This is a genomic window from Pseudomonas sp. NPDC087346, assembly GCF_044744235.1.
GTDB lineage: Bacteria > Pseudomonadota > Gammaproteobacteria > Pseudomonadales > Pseudomonadaceae > Aquipseudomonas.
Genome location: NZ_JBIUXX010000020.1, coordinates 4306 through 20849, shown reverse-complemented (window position 1 = coordinate 20849; position 16544 = coordinate 4306). Strand labels below are relative to the sequence as shown.

At 60.4% G+C, this 16544-nt stretch carries 11 protein-coding genes and 1 pseudogene; 5 read left to right on the top strand and 7 right to left on the bottom strand.

From position 1 onward, the window contains the following. Positions 1 to 116: 116 nt before the first annotated feature. Positions 117 to 1400: an NAD(P)/FAD-dependent oxidoreductase gene (locus ACIOZM_RS14210; protein ID WP_401214720.1), complete on the bottom strand. Its 1284-nt coding sequence runs from the start codon at positions 1398 to 1400 to the stop codon at positions 117 to 119. A 183-nt stretch (positions 1401 to 1583) separates the two neighbouring features. Beyond that, positions 1584 to 3074, bottom strand: coding sequence for an aldehyde dehydrogenase family protein (locus tag ACIOZM_RS14205; RefSeq protein WP_401214717.1), 1491 nt, complete (start codon positions 3072 to 3074; stop codon positions 1584 to 1586). A gap of 165 nt (positions 3075 to 3239) precedes the next feature. Between ACIOZM_RS14205 and ACIOZM_RS14200 the strand changes: the two genes are divergently transcribed. The 3 genes from ACIOZM_RS14200 (at position 3240) to nadE (ending at position 6419) form a co-directional block, all read left to right on the top strand. Beyond that, positions 3240 to 4148: a LysR family transcriptional regulator gene (locus ACIOZM_RS14200; protein WP_401214714.1), complete on the top strand. Its 909-nt coding sequence runs from the start codon at positions 3240 to 3242 to the stop codon at positions 4146 to 4148. Between the two features lie 215 nt (positions 4149 to 4363). Beyond that, positions 4364 to 5587: a nicotinate phosphoribosyltransferase gene (gene pncB / locus ACIOZM_RS14195; protein WP_401214711.1), complete on the top strand. Its 1224-nt coding sequence runs from the start codon at positions 4364 to 4366 to the stop codon at positions 5585 to 5587. A 4-nt stretch (positions 5588 to 5591) separates the two neighbouring features. Continuing rightward, complete coding sequence (gene nadE / locus ACIOZM_RS14190) at positions 5592 to 6419, top strand: ammonia-dependent NAD(+) synthetase (protein WP_401214708.1); 828 nt, start codon at positions 5592 to 5594, stop codon at positions 6417 to 6419. Positions 6420 to 6619: 200 nt separating this feature from the next. Here nadE and azu read toward each other — a convergent pair whose 3' ends face one another. After that, a complete protein-coding gene (gene azu, locus ACIOZM_RS14185; RefSeq protein ID WP_008078296.1) occupies positions 6620 to 7063 on the bottom strand; it encodes an azurin in 444 nt (147 codons plus the stop codon). Between the two features lie 342 nt (positions 7064 to 7405). On the opposite strand from azu, the gene ACIOZM_RS14180 reads away from it, so the two are divergent. Further along, on the top strand, positions 7406 to 7993 hold the full coding sequence (locus ACIOZM_RS14180) for a TIGR00730 family Rossman fold protein (protein WP_401214704.1): 588 nt from the start codon (positions 7406 to 7408) through the stop codon (positions 7991 to 7993). A 68-nt stretch (positions 7994 to 8061) separates the two neighbouring features. After that, entirely contained in the window at positions 8062 to 8259 is a 198-nt protein-coding gene (locus ACIOZM_RS14175; protein ID WP_401214701.1) for a hypothetical protein, read from the top strand. 83 nt (positions 8260 to 8342) lie between these two features. Here ACIOZM_RS14175 and ACIOZM_RS14170 read toward each other — a convergent pair whose 3' ends face one another. The 4 genes and pseudogenes from ACIOZM_RS14170 to ACIOZM_RS14155 form a co-directional block, all read right to left on the bottom strand. Then, entirely contained in the window at positions 8343 to 9245 is a 903-nt protein-coding gene (locus ACIOZM_RS14170) for a transglutaminase N-terminal domain-containing protein (RefSeq protein ID WP_401214698.1), read from the bottom strand. Next, positions 9245 to 11731 carry a circularly permuted type 2 ATP-grasp protein gene (locus tag ACIOZM_RS14165; protein WP_401214695.1) on the bottom strand — a complete coding sequence of 829 codons (2487 nt, stop codon included), beginning with the start codon at positions 11729 to 11731 and terminating at the stop codon, positions 9245 to 9247. The genes ACIOZM_RS14170 and ACIOZM_RS14165 overlap by 1 nt, the downstream gene beginning before the upstream one ends. Positions 11732 to 11819: 88 nt before the next feature. After that, positions 11820 to 15095 carry a DUF2126 domain-containing protein gene (locus tag ACIOZM_RS14160; protein WP_401214692.1) on the bottom strand — a complete coding sequence of 1092 codons (3276 nt, stop codon included), beginning with the start codon at positions 15093 to 15095 and terminating at the stop codon, positions 11820 to 11822. A gap of 279 nt (positions 15096 to 15374) precedes the next feature. Then, positions 15375 to 16544 (bottom strand): annotated as a pseudogene (locus ACIOZM_RS14155) (DUF3362 domain-containing protein); the annotation flags it as partial.

Below are 16544 nucleotides of genomic sequence, written 5' to 3'. Positions count from 1 at the left end.
AATAACACCCCAAAACACATAACAACAAAATACTGGAGATGAAAAGATACAACCAGCAAAATTAAAAGATAGTCGCTGCATCGAAAAGCGCCGCCTCCGGCAACATATTTCAACACTCAGATGACGATCCGCAGGCACTGGCCCGCGTGATACAACGAGAACCCGGCCTCGTACAGGCAACTGCGCAAGCCCACTCCCGCCAAGGGCTGCATCGGTGCAAACGGAATCGGCAGGGCTTGCGGATCGCCGTTACACAGATAGTCGGCGAAGGCTTTGCCGACCACGGTGCCAGTGGTCACCCCGCGTCCGTTGTAGCCGGTGACGGCCACTATTCCGGGGGCCGGTTCGAATAGCCGCATCAGGTGATCGGGGGTAAAAGCAATGCGCCCGGTCCAGGTGCATTCCCATTCGACGGGTTTCAGATTGGGGAAGTAATGCTGCTGCACCCGGTCAGCCCAGGCTTTGAGAAACCACACCGGTTTCTGATTGCCGTTGCCGAGACTGCCCAGCAACAGCCGACCTTCTTTATCGCGACGGATGCTGCTGAGCACTTGCCGGGTATCCCACGAGCCCTGCCCGCCCGGCAGAATTTCCTGCGCGGCGTCTTCGGTCAGCGGCACCGAGGCGACCTGATAGTAGTAACCCGGGAAGAAGTTGCGCTTGAGTTCGGTCCAGTCGCCTTCGGTGTAGGCGTTCGACGCGATAACGACTTTCTCGGCGAGCACCGCACCGTGCTCGGTCTGCACCGACCATTGCTGGCCCTGGCGTTCCAGTCGGGTGACCGGTGAATGGTCGAACATCTGCCCGCCGAGCCCTTTGACCGCATTGGCCAGCCCGGTGGTGTAGGCCATCGGATTGAGCGTACCGGCGCGGCGATCAAGCAACGCGGCTGCGATCTTTTGCGTGCCGGTGGCTTGTTCGCAAGCCTTGCCGGTCAATAACTCGACCGGCGCACCGCGGCGTTTCCATTGTTCTTCGCGACTGCGCAGATCGGCCTCGCCCTTGGCGTTGTGCGCCATGTGCAGCGTGCCTTCGCGGCGCAACTGGCAATCGATCTTGTACTTGTCCACAAGACTGAACACCAACGCCGGTGCCGCCCCGAGCATCCGATTGAGCTGACTGCCGACCGCTTCGCCGAATCCGGCTTCGATCTCGTCGGGCGGAATCCACATCCCGGCGTTGACCAATCCGACGTTGCGCCCGGAACCGCCGTGCCCGGCTCGATGAGCCTCCAGCACGCAGACGCTTTTACCCTGTTCCAGCAAATGCGCCGCCGCCGACAAACCGGTGAACCCGGCGCCGATCACGCAGACATCAACTTTGACCTCGCCCCTGAGCGCCGCGTTATCGGGCCTTTGCGGCGTCAGTTTTTCCCACAGACATTCTTCGCGTAACGGCATTGCCAGACTCCAACAGAAACCTAACAAACACACAGTTCTAAGCAGGGGAGCTCTTGTGGCGAGGGGATTTATCCCCGTCGGGTCGCGCAGCGGCCCTGAAAACCTCAGCAGCGACGACTGCTGCGCAGCCGAACGGGGATAAATCCCCTCACCACAAAAGCCAGCTCCCAATCGATGATGGAATCAGTCGAAAGTGATGCCTTGCGCCAACGGCAGTTCCAGCGAGTAGTTCACGGTATTAGTCTGCCGACGCATGTACCCACGCCACGCATCGGAACCCGACTCACGGCCGCCGCCAGTCTCTTTCTCGCCACCAAACGCGCCACCGATTTCCGCGCCGCTCGGGCCGATGTTGACGTTGGCGATGCCACAGTCGCTGCCGATTGCCGACATGAACTGCTCGGCCTCGCGCACGTCAGTGGTGAAGATGCACGACGACAAGCCTTGCGGTACCGCGTTGTTCAAACGCAGCGCTTCCTGGAAGTCGCTGTAACCGACCACATACAGAATCGGTGCGAACGTCTCGCTGCACACCACATCGCTCTGTTCAGGCATTTCAACGATGGCCGGCGAAACGTAGTAGGCGTTAGGGAATTGGTCTTCGAGTTGACGCTTGCCGCCGAACACCCGGCCGCCCTCGCTCAACGCCTGCTCCAGCGCATCCTGCATGTTTTCGAAGCTGTGTTTGTCGATCAGCGGACCGACCAGATTGCCTTCCAGCGGATGACCGATACGCACTTTCGCGTAGGCAGCCTTGAGGCGAGTGACGATTTCCTCCTTCACCGACTCATGCGCAATCAGCCGACGCAGCGTGGTGCAACGCTGACCGGCGGTGCCGACGGCGCTGAACAGAATGGCGCGTACCGCCATGTCCAGATCGGCGCTGGGGCCGAGGATCATCGCGTTGTTGCCGCCCAGTTCGAGAATGCTGCGGGCAAAACGTGCGGCGACTTTCGGTGCCACTTCGCGGCCCATACGGGTGCTGCCGGTGGCACTGATCAGCGCCACGCGCGGGTCATCGACCAGAGCTTCGCCAGCGTCGCGGCCGCCGATGATCACTTGGCAGAGGTTTGCCGGAGCATCGGTGAAATTCTTCACCACGCGATCAAACAATGCCTGGCAAGCCAGCGCGGTCAGCGGGGTTTTCTCCGACGGTTTCCACACCACCGGGTTGCCGCAGACCAGCGCCAGCGTGGTGTTCCATGCCCACACCGCCACCGGAAAGTTGAAGGCGCTGATCACGCCGACCACGCCCAGCGGGTGCCAGGTTTCACGCATGTGGTGGCCCGGGCGCTCGGAGGCGATGGTCAAACCGTACAGTTGACGGGAAAGACCAACGGCGAAGTCGCAGATATCGATCATCTCCTGCACTTCACCCAGACCTTCCTGCGTGATCTTGCCGGCCTCCCAGGAAACCAGTTCACCGAGATCGGTCTTGTACTCGCGCAGCACTTCACCAAACTGACGCACCAGCTCGCCGCGACGCGGGGCCGGTATCTTGCGCCATTGTTCGAACGCATGATCTGCGCGACTGATGTGTTGCTCGACTTCGGCCGGGCCTTCCCAGTTCACGGCGGCGATGCGGCTGCCATCGATGGGCGAATGCACCGGCACTTTGCCGTTCTGATAAAGGGCCGGGTTCACACCAAGACGATCAAGCAATGCGGCAACCATGGGTCACTCCTCAAGCAAAAAACTGAATGTGTGCGGCCGCTTTTTCACGACCGGGCAGGCCTTTAGTTGTAGCTTCCCAAGGGCAAGGCAACAAACGACCTTTACGCGAGATATCATTCCGTTTATTCATGCTGAGCATAGAAAGACAAGAAAAAGGGCTTACCCATGCTGAACAAACGCCACTTGCCGTCGATCACCGCGTTGCAGTGCTTCGAGGCCGTGACCCGGCACCTGAGTTTCACCCGGGCCGCCGAAGAACTGAACCTGACCCAGAGCGCCGTCAGCAAGCAGGTCGCGCAGCTGGAGGAATTGTTGCAGCACTTGTTATTCCTGCGGGTGCGCCGTCGCTTGCAGATGACCCCGGCTGGCGATTTGTACCTGGTGGAAGTGCGAAAAATCCTCACGCAGGTGGAAATGTCCACGCATTACCTGCGTTCCTACGGCGGCGAGACGGAAGTCCTGCGCGTATCAACGCCCTCGACCTTCGGCGCCCGCTGGCTGGTGCCGCGCCTCAAAGGCTGGCGCCTGCGCCATCCGTCGATCCATCTCGATCTGTGCAACGAACAGGAAGCCGATGACCTGCTGCAAGGTCGCAGTGATCTGGCGTTCTATTTCGGCCAGGGATCACGTCCCGGCACCGAATGCCTGAAGCTGTTCGGCGAAGAGCTGGTGCCGGTATGCGCACCGGGCAGCCTGCCAGACCAGCCGTTCACCGACCCGACGCAACTGACGGATCTGGTGCTGCTGCAAAACGCCTCACGCCCGCAGGCCTGGCATGACTGGTTTGACAGTCAGGGCTACCAGACCGAACACAGCTACCACGGGCCGCGTTTCGAGACCTTTTATATGTGCATCCGCGCCGCGCAAGTGGGTTGCGGCGTGGCGCTGTTGCCACGGTTTCTGGTGGAAGAAGAACTGGCCGACGGCAAACTGGTCATTCCCTGGCAGCATGCAATGCCCAGCAGCGACGCCTATTACCTGGCGTATCCGGAACATGCGGCGGAAGTGCCGAAGGTGCGGGATTTCGTCAAATGGATGCTGGAGCAGATCGATACCCCTGATTCGCAACTCTAACCCCTGTGGCGAGGGGATTTATCCCCGTTCGGCTGCGCAGCAGTCGTCGCTCTCAAGATTTTCGGGGCCGCTGCGCGACCCAACGGGGATAAATCCCCTCGCCACAATTGACCTCATTGATCGCAGAAATTGCTGGCAATCCCCACCATTGATATGCGCCACTAGCACCATTGATTGATACCGCGCCTTGTCGCGGCGTACCTGGAGACCCGTTTATGAGCGAGAGTGTGTTTGCCGATCGCATCGTGCAGAACCTGCTCGACACCGACTTCTACAAACTGACGATGATGCAGGCGGTGCTGCACAACTACCCCAACGTCGAAGTCGAATGGGAGTTCCGTTGCCGTAACGCCGAGGATCTGCGTCCGTATCTGGCAGAAATCCGCTATCAGGTCGAACGCCTCGCCGATTTGAGTCTGAGCGCCGATCAACTGAGTTTTCTCGAGCGCATCAGCTTCCTCAAACCGGACTTCCTGCGCTTTCTCGGCCTGTTCCGCTTCAACATGCGCTACCTGCACACCGGCATCGAAAACGGCGAGCTGTTCATCCGTCTGCGTGGGCCATGGCTGCATGTGATCCTCTATGAAGTGCCGCTGCTGGCGATTGTCAGCGAAGTGCGCAACCGTTATCGCTACCGCGAAACCGTTCTTGAGCAGGCCCGCGAACAGCTCTATCGCAAATTCGACTGGCTGACGGCCAATGCTTCGGCGGATGAACTGGCGGAATTGCAGGTGGCCGATTTCGGCACCCGTCGCCGGTTTTCGTACCGAGTGCAGGAAGAAGTGGTCAACGTGCTCAAGCACGATTTCCCCGGGCGTTTCGTCGGCACCAGCAACGTGCACCTGTCCCGCGAGCTGGACATGAAACCGCTGGGCACCATGGCCCATGAGTGGATCATGGCTCACCAGCAACTCGGCCCGCGCCTGATCGACAGCCAGATCGCCGCGCTCGACTGCTGGGTTCGTGAGTATCGCGGCCTGCTGGGCATCGCGCTCACCGACTGCATCACCACCGATGCGTTCCTCGGCGATTTCGATCTGTTCTTCGCCAAGCTGTTCGACGGTTTGCGCCACGACTCCGGGGACCCGGTCGCCTGGGGCGAAAAATGCATCGCGCACTATCACAAGCTCGGCATCGACCCGATGAGCAAGACGCTGGTGTTCTCCGACAGCCTGACCTTGCCCAGATCGCTGGAAATATTCCGCGCACTGCACGGCCGGATCAACGTGAGCTTTGGCATCGGTACCAACCTGACCTGTGACATTCCAGGTGTTGAACCGATGAGCATCGTGCTTAAAATGACCGCCTGCAACGGCCAACCGGTGGCGAAGATCTCCGACGAGCCCGGCAAGACCCACTGCAAAGATCCGAATTTCGTCGCCTACTTGCGACACGTTTTCCAGGTTCCTGCCGTTTCCAGTCTATCTAGCAAGGAGTGAATTCATGCAAGCCGTACAGCGTGAGATTGCTGAACAGCTCAAGGTGCAACCGCCGTTTGCCGACTACCAGGCCCTTGAGGCTGAAGTCGCCCGGCGCATCACTTTTATCCAGGATTGCCTGGTCAATTCCGGGCTCAAGACGCTGGTGCTGGGCATCAGCGGCGGCGTCGATTCGCTGACCGCCGGCCTGTTGGCCCAGCGCGCCATGCGTGAGTTGCGCGACCAAACCGGCGACAGCAGCTACAAGTTCATCGCCGTACGGCTGCCGTACGAAACCCAGTTCGATGAGCACGATGCCCAGGCCTCGGTGGATTTCATCGCCCCGGACGAGCGCCACACCGTCAACATTGGCCCGGCGGTTAAGTCCCTCGCCGGAGAAGTCGCGGCGTTCGAAGGCAAGCATGCGGTGTCGGTGGATTTCGTCCTCGGCAATACCAAGGCGCGGATGCGCATGGTTGCTCAGTACACCATCGCCGGCGCGGCGCATGGCCTGGTGATCGGCACCGACCACGCGGCAGAAGCGGTGATGGGTTTCTTCACCAAGTTCGGTGACGGTGCCTGCGACCTCGCGCCACTCAGCGGTCTGGTGAAAAATCAGGTTCGAGCGATTGCCCGCAGCTTCGGCGCCCCGGAATCGCTGGTGGAAAAGATCCCTACTGCGGATCTGGAAGACCTGTCGCCGGGTAAACCGGACGAAGCCTCCCACGGCGTGACCTACGCCGAGATCGACGCCTTCCTGCACGGCGAGCCGGTACGTCAGGAAGCGTTCGACATTATCGTTGCGACGTATAACAAGACGCATCACAAGCGCGTGATGCCGTTTGCGCCTTGATCGGTGATTGAATGAAAAAGCCCGCTGAGGAGTGATCCTCAGCGGGCTTTTCTTTGGCCGGAGCATCGGTCGATGCTGATGGCCTGTTCGTGGGCAAGCCACGCTCCCACAGGTTCTATGTCAGGCATACATTTTGTGAACACCTGACACCCTGTGGGAGCGTGGCTTGCCCGCGAAGAACGATGACGCGGTGTGCCTGATTACTTGACTGTAATCGTGCCTTTCATCATCGAGATGTGGCCCGGGAACGAGCAGAAGAAGCCGTAGCCGCCGTCTGCAATCTTCGCCACGTCGAAGGTCAGCGAATCGGTTTCCTTGGCGCCGATGATCTTGGTGTGAGCGATGATGCGTGCGTCACCTTCCGGCAGGTAATTCTTGTCGATACCGGCGGCCAGGCCAGCGGTAGCGATTGGCTGCATGTCAGCTTCTTTGCTGATCACCAGGTTATGGCCCATGACGTTCTTCGGCAGGCTGCCGGAATGGGTCAGCTCAACGGTGAAAGTCTTGCAGCTCTTGTCGATCACGATCTCCTTGGTGTTGAAGGACATCTGATCGGTGGAGTCAACGGTGGTTTTGCACTCGGCAGCCATCAATTGGCTGCTGGCCAGCGCCAGCAGGGATACCGCAACAACTTTGGAAAACATGGTGAATCTCCAAGGCAGGGTTAACAAAAACACTAATGGTGGAAAGACTGCCTGAAATCTTCGCAAGTTCCTATGACTTGAGTCAAAAATTGTATACAACTTTCAGGCTATGACACTCATCGAAACAATCTACCGGCCAAATCGTCAGCTCGACCCTATGATCGGCGCATCCCATTGATACGGAGTGCCTGTCATGTTCTTTAACGGTTTTATGTGCAGTCTGCTTGCCGCCTACGCCTGTGGTGCCAGCGGCACCTGTGAAACGCCAAAACGCGAAGCCTGACCTTTAATCGAGGCCTGCCAGCCGTTACCCTGTGGCTCTGATCGACCCAGGAGCAAGGCATGTCTTTAACATCCGTTTGTGTATTTTGCGGCGCCAACGCCGGCACTGATCCGGCTTACACCGAGGCCGCCATTGCCCTCGGCCGCGCGTTGGCCGAACGCAAGCTGACGCTGGTCTACGGCGGCGGCGCTGTGGGTCTGATGGGCATTGTCGCCGACGCCGCACTGGCTGCCGGCGGTGAAGTGATCGGGATCATTCCGCAAAGCCTGATGGACAAGGAAATCGGCCACAAAAGCCTGACCCGCCTCGAAGTGGTCGACGGCATGCACGCGCGCAAGGCGCGCATGGCTGAACTCAGCGACGCGTTCATCGCCCTGCCCGGCGGCCTCGGCACGCTGGAAGAACTGTTTGAAGTCTGGACCTGGGGTCAGCTCGGTTACCACGGCAAACCGCTGGGCTTGCTGGAAGTGAACGGTTTTTACAGCAAACTCACGGCTTTTCTCGACCATATCGTCGGCGAAGGCTTCGTTCGCGCGCCACACCGTGACATGCTGCAAGTGAGCGAATCGCCACTGACACTGCTGGACTCTCTCGACAATTGGCGGCCGACCGTCACGCCGAAGTGGGTCGATCAAAAACCCGGCTAACGGCCGAGCACCGATACAGGGCAGAATACGCGCCGCTCAACCTCACCTTCGACCCAAGAGGATCGCCCATGGCCAAACCCAATTACTCCTTCGCCAAACGTCAACGAGACTTGGCAAAGGAGCAGAAGAAAGAGGAAAAGCTTCAGCGCAAGAAACAAATGGCTGAAGAAACGGCACTGAACCCTGATGGTGAAGTGGCGGCAGATGATGAAACTGAAGTTGATACCGATGTTGAAGCACCGAAAGATCAGGCACCTGACGCCTGAGCCCCACCGGGTTTGATCATCGAATCAGGCCCAGCGGATTTGTGACAGGGCTGGCAGTTTCACTGCCGGCCCTCACTAATCCTTCAGCAACTCCCCATTTCCTGTGGCATCACGGTGACCCGTACTTCGGGATCGTGAGACCCGCCCCCCAGAATCACCCCGCGCAACGGCGACACATCGGAGAAATCCCGGCCCCAGGCCAGGGTGATGTGCTCCAGTGCCGGCTGCACATTGTTGGTCGGATCGAAATCAACCCAACCCAGCACCGGACAAAACACCGAAACCCACGCATGCGAGGCATCCGCACCGATCAGCCGTGGCTGGCCCGGTGGCGGCTGGGTCAACAGATAGCCGCTGATGTAGCGCGCCGCCAACCCCCGCGAGCGCACGCAGGCGAGCATCAAATGGGCGAAGTCCTGACAAACCCCACGCCGACGCTCCAGCACCTCTACCAGCGGCGTGGCAACTTGCGTCGCTTCGGCATCGAAGGTGAATTCGCTAAATATTTTCTGCATCAATTCCTGCACTCCGAGCAGCAAAGGCTTGCCCGGCGGGAAGCAGCTTTCGGAGAACTCGACGAAGCTGCCCTTCAAATGCACGTACGGCGACTGGAAACGGTAGCGGCACGCCTCCAGCAACTCGACCGATAGCGGCTGACTGGAATAGGTCAACGCGTCACACGTCAGCTCCCAGGCCGGCGACAGATTGAAATCCAGTAGCGGTCGCGCCAGCACCTCAACCGTGAGCCGGGCGTTGACCTGCAATTCATCGTGGGGACGCTCGAACGCCAAGCGCGTTTGCGGATTACCGAACACATCCTGTTCATCGCGTCGTGCGGTGGGCTCCGGGCTGATCAGTAATTGCTGCTCAGTGCAGCGCTGCCAGGCGCACTCTCGCGGCCACAGATGCGCCAGTTGCTGCGCCAGCGAAACCGGGCTGTCGTAGTGATAACAAGTGTCGTGAAGGATCTGGTAACGGGCGCTCATCAAACCGACACCGTGCGCTGGCTGACGTCATCGACATGCGCGAAATGCCGCAGCGCCAGCCGATCCGACACCTGACTGCTGGCATCGGCGATCTCTTGCAGCAGATCCGCCAGACCATCGAGTGCCGAGCGGACGCTGGATTCGCCGAACAGCGGGTTTTCCAGACATCCCAGATCGAAACGCGCAAGGCGCTCCACCAGTTGCGGCAAGCCGGCCTCCCGAGGCACGCCGAAATCATCGTTCAAACGCTTCAACGTGCGTGTCACCAGTTTCAGCTGGAACAACACCGCGTGCGGGTTCTGCTCATCCAGCAACAACAGATCCAGCACCGGAATCAACTGTGCCACCGCCAGATAACGCGAGCGGTAGGTGATGCTGCTGTTACCCAGTTCCAGCAACCACTCCAATCCGGCCTGATCGAACGCGCCAGCTCCGCGCAAAAATGCCGCGAGACTGCCGCTGAGGAATTGCAGGCGCTCGATACGGCGGCCAATCATCAGAAAGCGCCAGCCTTCGTCGCGAGTCATGTCGTCCAGTGCAAATCCCGACAAGGCCGCCAGCGACATCACCAGCCGGTTGAGGAAATCCAGCAACTCGCCGAAATCAGGCTCTTCGGTTTCCAGCTGCATCGCTTCGCGTTGCAGTTCCACCAGCGCCTGCCAGTTTTCCCGCGAGAGTTTGCCGCGCACTTGCGACGCCGCCCACTGCAATCGCTGCAGGTTCGAGCGCAGGCTGAACGACCAGTCTTCGCCCAGCAGCGCAGCGAGCAAACGCTCCGGCAACTCGCCCTCGTCCGGCAGCAGCATCAAGCGCTCACCGAGATCGACGGCAGCCTGCAAGGCTTGCGGATCATCGCCATCGACATAACGTGCGAGCATGATTCGCAGCAGACGCGCACTGTCATCACAGCGCTCGCAGTAACGCCCGAACCAGAACAGATTTTCCACTACCCGCGACGGCAAATATGGGTCACGCCGAACGAGGTCGTGCACACCGACATTGCGCTGGGTCTTCCATTGCTCGCCGCTCGGCGCACGTTCGCCGAGCACCCAAGTGTCTTTGCTCGCGCCACCGCGCTGCATCGACACCACTTCTGCATCCGCTTCGGCGGCGACCCGGGTCAAACCACCGGGCAGCACCCGATAGCCATCGTGACTGGCTACGGCGTACACACGCATGCCGATCGCCCGTGGTTGCAGTTGCCCGTCCTCAGCCTGCCAGACCGGCGCCTGCGACAGCTGCGCGAGTTCTTGCGCAACATAGGCGTAAGGCCGCGCCTGCATGCGCGCGGCGAGTTCCTGGCGCTGTTTTTCACTCAGATCACGACCGAACACAGGCGCGAAGCTTTGCGAGGGAAATGCCGGCTTGATCAACAGTTCAGGCAGTTTTTCCAGCGCCTGAGCCAGCACTGGCGCTTCGCCGCACCACCAGGTGGCGATGGACGGCAGAATCAGCTCTTCACCGAACAGGTACTGATTGATCTTCGGCAGAAAGCCCAGCAACCCCGGCGACTCCAGCACACCGCTGCCCAGCGCATTGGTCACCAGCACCCGACCCTGACGCACGGCTTCGAGCAGACCGGGAACGCCAAGCGCCGAGTCTGTGCGCAGCTCCAGCGGGTCGCAGAAATCATCGTCGAGTCTCCGCATGATCGCGTGTACCCGGCGCAGGCCGCTTAGGGTTTTCAGGTACACGGTCGCGTTGCGCACCGTCAGATCGCCGCCCTCGACCAGCGGATAGCCCAGTTGTCGCGCCAGATACAGATGCTCGAAATAGCTTTCGTTGAAACGGCCCGGCGTCAGCAGTACCACCAGTGGCGCGTCTTCATCGTGCGGTGCCTGACGGGCGAGGGTTTCCTGCAAGGTGCGGAAGAACCCGGCCAGATGTTGCACCTTCAGATCGCGGTACAGCTCGGGAAACGCCCGGGAAACGATGGTGCGGTTTTCCAGTGCATAACCCGCACCGGATGGCGCCTGAGTCCGATCCGCCGTGACCCACCAGCGTCCGTCCGGAGTGCGCGCCAGATCCACTGCATACAAATGCAGGAAGGCGCCTTCCGGTGGCGAAATGCCCTGACAGGGCCAGAGAAAATTGTTGTGACCAAATACCAGCTCTGCCGGCAACAAACCTTCGCTGATCAGCTTCTGCGGGCCATAAAGATCCGCCAGTACCGCGTTGAGCAATCGCGCCCGCTGGGCAATGCCCGCCGATAAGTGCTGCCACTCGTCTGCCGCAATCACATGCGGCAACAGGTCCAGTTCCCACGGGCGGTCAGCGCCCTTGGGATCGGCATAGACGTTGTAAGTGACGCCGTTTTCCTGAATCTGCCGAGCCAGCAATGCCTGACGCTGCACCAGTTGCGCCGGGGTGCTGCGCTGCAATTGGTCGAACAACCGGCGCCAGTGCGGGCGTACGGCACCGCTGTCGTCGAGCAGTTCGTGATAGGTGCCCGCCGTGAGCGGGTAACGGTCTAGCAGGTCAGGCATGGAAAGCTCGGCAGACAGCAGGGAACGGTCAGACTAACGCAGGCACATGACGCCCGGATATACGAAAAATCCGAGCGTCGCGTAGGACCTAAAAGCGTCGCAAATCGATTGTCATCGGTAGCTCGTCGTTGATTTCCACAATGGGTATAGGAAGTTTCCCCGGCGTGTGTCCGATACGGAAAAACCGCGCCATCCGCCGACTCTCGGCTTCATTGGCGTTCACCGGCAAGGTCTCGTAATTGCGCCCGCCCGGATGCGCGACATGGTACTGACAGCCGCCCAGCGAGCGCTCCATCCAGGTATCGAGCAGGTCGAACACCAGCGGTGCGTGTACCGGGATGGTCGGTTGCAGACAGTTGGACGGTTGCCAGGCGCGAAAGCGCACGCCGGCAACAAACTCGCCAACTCGTCCGGTCGGTTGCAGCGGCACCGCGATGCCATTGCAGGTCAGCAGATAACGCTGCGGCGGCAAGCCGTTGAGCTTGACCTGCAAACGCTCCAGCGACGAATCGACGTAGCGCACCGTGCCGCCCGCCGTGCCTTCCTCGCCCAGCACGTGCCAGGGCTCCAGCGCCTGACGCAGTTCCAGTTCGATGCCGTTGACCGCGTAGTCGCCGACCTTGGGAAAACGAAACTCCAGATGCGCCGCGAACCACTCGGCGCGCAGTGGATAACCGGCACTGTTGAGTTCGACGATGACGTCGGCAAAATCCTGCTCGATTAAGTGCGGCAGCATGAAGCGATCGTGCAGTTCGGTACCCCAGCGCACCAGTTTCGACGGCGCGTAAGGCTCGCGCCAGAAACGTGCGACCAACGCCCGCAGCAACAATTGCTGAGCGAGGCTCATGCGCGCATGCGGTGGCATTTCAAAGGCGCGCAACTCCAGCAACCCGAGACGGCCGGTGGCACCGTCCGGCGAATACAGTTTGTCGATGCAAAACTCGGCGCGGTGCGTATTGCCGGTGACGTCGATCAGCAGATTGCGCAGCAACCGGTCCACCAGCCACGGCGCACACTCCTCGCCCGGCTCCGGCATCTGCGCAAAGGCGATTTCCAGTTCATACAAGGCATCGTTGCGCGCCTCATCGACTCGCGGCGCTTGCGATGTCGGGCCGATGAATAAACCGGAAAACAAATACGACAGCGACGGATGGTTGTGCCAATAGCTGATCAGACTGCGCAGCAGATCGGGGCGGCGCAGAAACGGTGAGTCGGCGGGCGTCGCACCACCGAGGACAAAATGGTTGCCGCCACCGGTGCCGGTATGCCGGCCGTCGATCATGAATTTCTCAGTAGTCAGTCGATTTTGTCGCGCCTGCTCATAGAGAAACTCGGTGCGTTCGACCAGCTCATCCCAGGTCGCGGACGGCTGCACGTTGACCTCGATCACGCCCGGATCCGGGGTAATGCGGAAATTGCTGATTCGCGGATCACTTGGCGGCTCGTAACCTTCCAGCAGCACCGGACAATGCAGCTCCTCGGCAGTGGCCTCGATGGCCGCCACCAGCTCCAGATAATCCTCGACCCGCTCCAGCGGTGGCATGAACAGGTACAAACGACCGTCCCGCGCTTCGGCGCAGAACGCGGTGCGGGTCAGCCAGTCGGCGGATTCGTCGAGCTTTGGCACGCGCTCGTCCACAGGCGCTGGATCATCGTGCTTGCCCAGGTGCGCAGCGTCCGGCAGCTCGGCGAAGTCCTGATTCGGATCGACCGGGTGGATAAACGGATACTCGGCAGCCTTGACCCATGGCTGTGAGCCCAACGGTAAGCGATAGCCCAGCGGCGAATCACCGGGCACCAACCGGCAGTGTTCGTCACGCAGATACCAGCGCCCGCTCTGCCATTGATCGCCCTTGGCGGTGCGTGCCAGCGGCAGCACCTGACCGATCACTTTATCCAGGCCCTGACTGAAGACCTTGCGCAGCCGTGCCCGCTCCAGCGGTTCTTCGAGACGTGAGTCTTCGGCGCTGACGTTGCTCGGCAATGCGCCCTCGCGCCAGAGGTAATAGAAATTGTCTTCGTAAGCCGGGAACACAAAACGCGTAGGTAACTTCAGGCGTTCGGCGACACTCGCCAGAAAGCGTCCGGCCATTGCGCCATCGATTCCATAATCCTGCTGCTCATCGGCGATCAACGCGCTGTTGTGCCAGATAGGCACACCATCACGCCGCCAATAGCAGTTGAGCGACCAGCGCGGTAGCTGCTCGCCGGGGTACCACTTGCCTTGCCCGAAATGCACCAGGCCTTTCGGCGCGTAATGCTTGCGCATGCGCTGGAACAGTTCGGCGGAGAGTCGGCGCTTGTCTGGCCCGAGGGCGGCGGTGTTCCATTCGGCGCCATCAGGGTCGTCAATGGAGACGAAAGTCGGCTCGCCGCCCATGGTCAGGCGTACATCGCCTTCCAGCAGGTCGGCATCGATCTGCCGGCCCAGCGCCTGAATCGCCAGCCATTGCTCCTCGGTGTAGGGCTGAGTGACGCGTGGCGCCTCCCATATCCGCTCCACCGACATTTCGTGGGTGAACTGGCATTCGCAAGGTTCGACCAAGCCACTGATCGGCGCCGCCGAGGACGGATCGGGACTACAGGCCAACGGGATATGCCCTTCACCGGCAAACAGCCCGGAGGTGGCGTCGAGGCCGATCCAGCCGGCACCCGGCAGATAGACCTCGCACCATGCATGCAAATCGGTGAAATCGACGTCGGTGCCGGAAGGTCCGTCGAGGCTTTTGACGTCGGCAGTCAGTTGAATCAGATAACCGGAGACGAAGCGCGCCGCCAGCCCGAGGTTGCGCAGCAGTTGCACCAGCAGCCACGCCGAATCGCGGCAGGAACCGGAAGCGTGTTCCAGCGTGTGCTCGGGGGTTTGTACGCCGGGCTCCATGCGGATCAGGTAACCGATGTCTTCGCTCAACCGCTGATTGAGTGCCACCAGAAAGTCCACCGCCGGCAGCGGCGTGCGGTCGATGGCGTCCAGATAGGCTTTGAATTTTGGTGTCAGCGGCAAGGTTTCGAGGTACGGCGCCAACTCCTTGCGCTCATCGGCGGCGTAGGCGAAGGGGATTTTCTCGGCGTAGGGCTCGAGGAAAAAGTCGAATGGATTGAACACCGCCATCTCGGCCAGCAGATCGACTTCGATCCGCAGCTCATCGGTTTTTTCCGGGAACACCAGCCGCGCCAGGTAATTGCCCTGCGGGTCCTGCTGCCAGTTGATGAAATGCTGCTCGGGCGAGACTTTCAGCGCATACGACAGAATCCGCGTGCGGCTGTGGGCGGCCGGGCGCAGGCGAACGATCTGCGGGCCGAGTTCGACAGCGCGGTCGTAGCGGTAATGCGTGACGTGATGCAATGCGACATGAATCGACACGGCGTGCCTCCTGCGAGCCCTAAGCGTATTCGAAAGCGCGCAAGACTTATGCCATGCAGAGCCTTGGGCGCTTTCCCGGAATGCTTAAGGCAGTACAGCACCAAAACCGCGCAGCGCGGGGAAATGGTTTGGCACAGTTGCACGCAAATGTTGCGCAGAATCAAAAGATCGCAGCCTGCGGCAGCTCCTACATGGGATTGCATTCCAACTGTAGGAGCTGCCGCAGGCTGCGATCTTTTGACCTTAAAAAAAACGCCAACCCGAAGGTTGGCGTTTTCTTTAGCGCGGAACGACTGGCTTGCGCGTCGGTTTCGGGCCTTTGCCCTTCGCCGCGTCCTTGCGTTCCTTGGCCGCCTGCTGGTTACGGGCGAATGCCGCAGCCTTGGCTTGCTCACGCTTGTCCCAAGGATTACCACCATCACTGGCACGCGGTGGCAGACCGGTGTGCTGAGTGAGGATCTTGGTGGTCTTCTCTTTACCTTCTTTCGCCACTTTGTGGCTACCGGCCGGTGTCGAGTTCTTGCGACGGGCGCTCTGGTAGCTGTCGGTGCTTGGCTGATGCGCCGGGATCAGTTGATCCTTGCCCGAACCGATCAGATCGCTACGACCCATGCGTTCCAGGGCTTCGCGCAGGATCGGCCAGCCTTTCGGATCGTGATAGCGCAGGAACGCCTTGTGCAGACGACGCTGGTCTTCGCTCTTGACGATGGTCACCGCGTCACTCTTGTAGGTGACCTTGCGCAGCGGGTTCTTGCCCGAGTGATACATCGCGGTGGCGGTGGCCATCGGCGACGGGTAGAACGCCTGCACCTGGTCGGCGCGGAAGCCGTTGCCCTTGAGCCACAGGGCCTGGTTCATCATGTCTTCATCGGTGGTGCCCGGGTGGGCGGCGATGAAGTAAGGAATCAGGTACTGCTCTTTGCCTGCTTCCTTGGTGTACTTCTCGAACATGCGCTTGAACTTGTCATAGCTGCCTATGCCCGGTTTCATCATCTGGTTGAGCGGACCTTCCTCGGTGTGTTCCGGGGCGATCTTCAGGTAACCACCGACGTGGTGGGTCACCAGCTCTTTGACGTACTCCGGCGACTCGACCGCGAGGTCGTAACGCAGGCCGGAAGCGATCAGGATCTTCTTCACGCCCGGCAGCGCACGGGCACTGCGGTACAGCTGAATCAGCGACGAGTGGTCGGTGTTCAGGTTCGGGCAGATACCCGGGAACACGCAGGACGGCTTGCGGCACGCGGATTCGATTTCCGGCGTTTTGCAGGCGATTCGGTACATGTTCGCGGTCGGCCCGCCGAGGTCGGAAATGACGCCGGTGAAGCCTGGCACCTTGTCGCGGATCTCTTCGATTTCGCGAATGATCGACTCTTCGGAACGGTTCTGGATGATCCGGCCATGAGTGGGTGGGGGGGGATGGGACGGAGGTGAACGCCGGGCACCACAGCA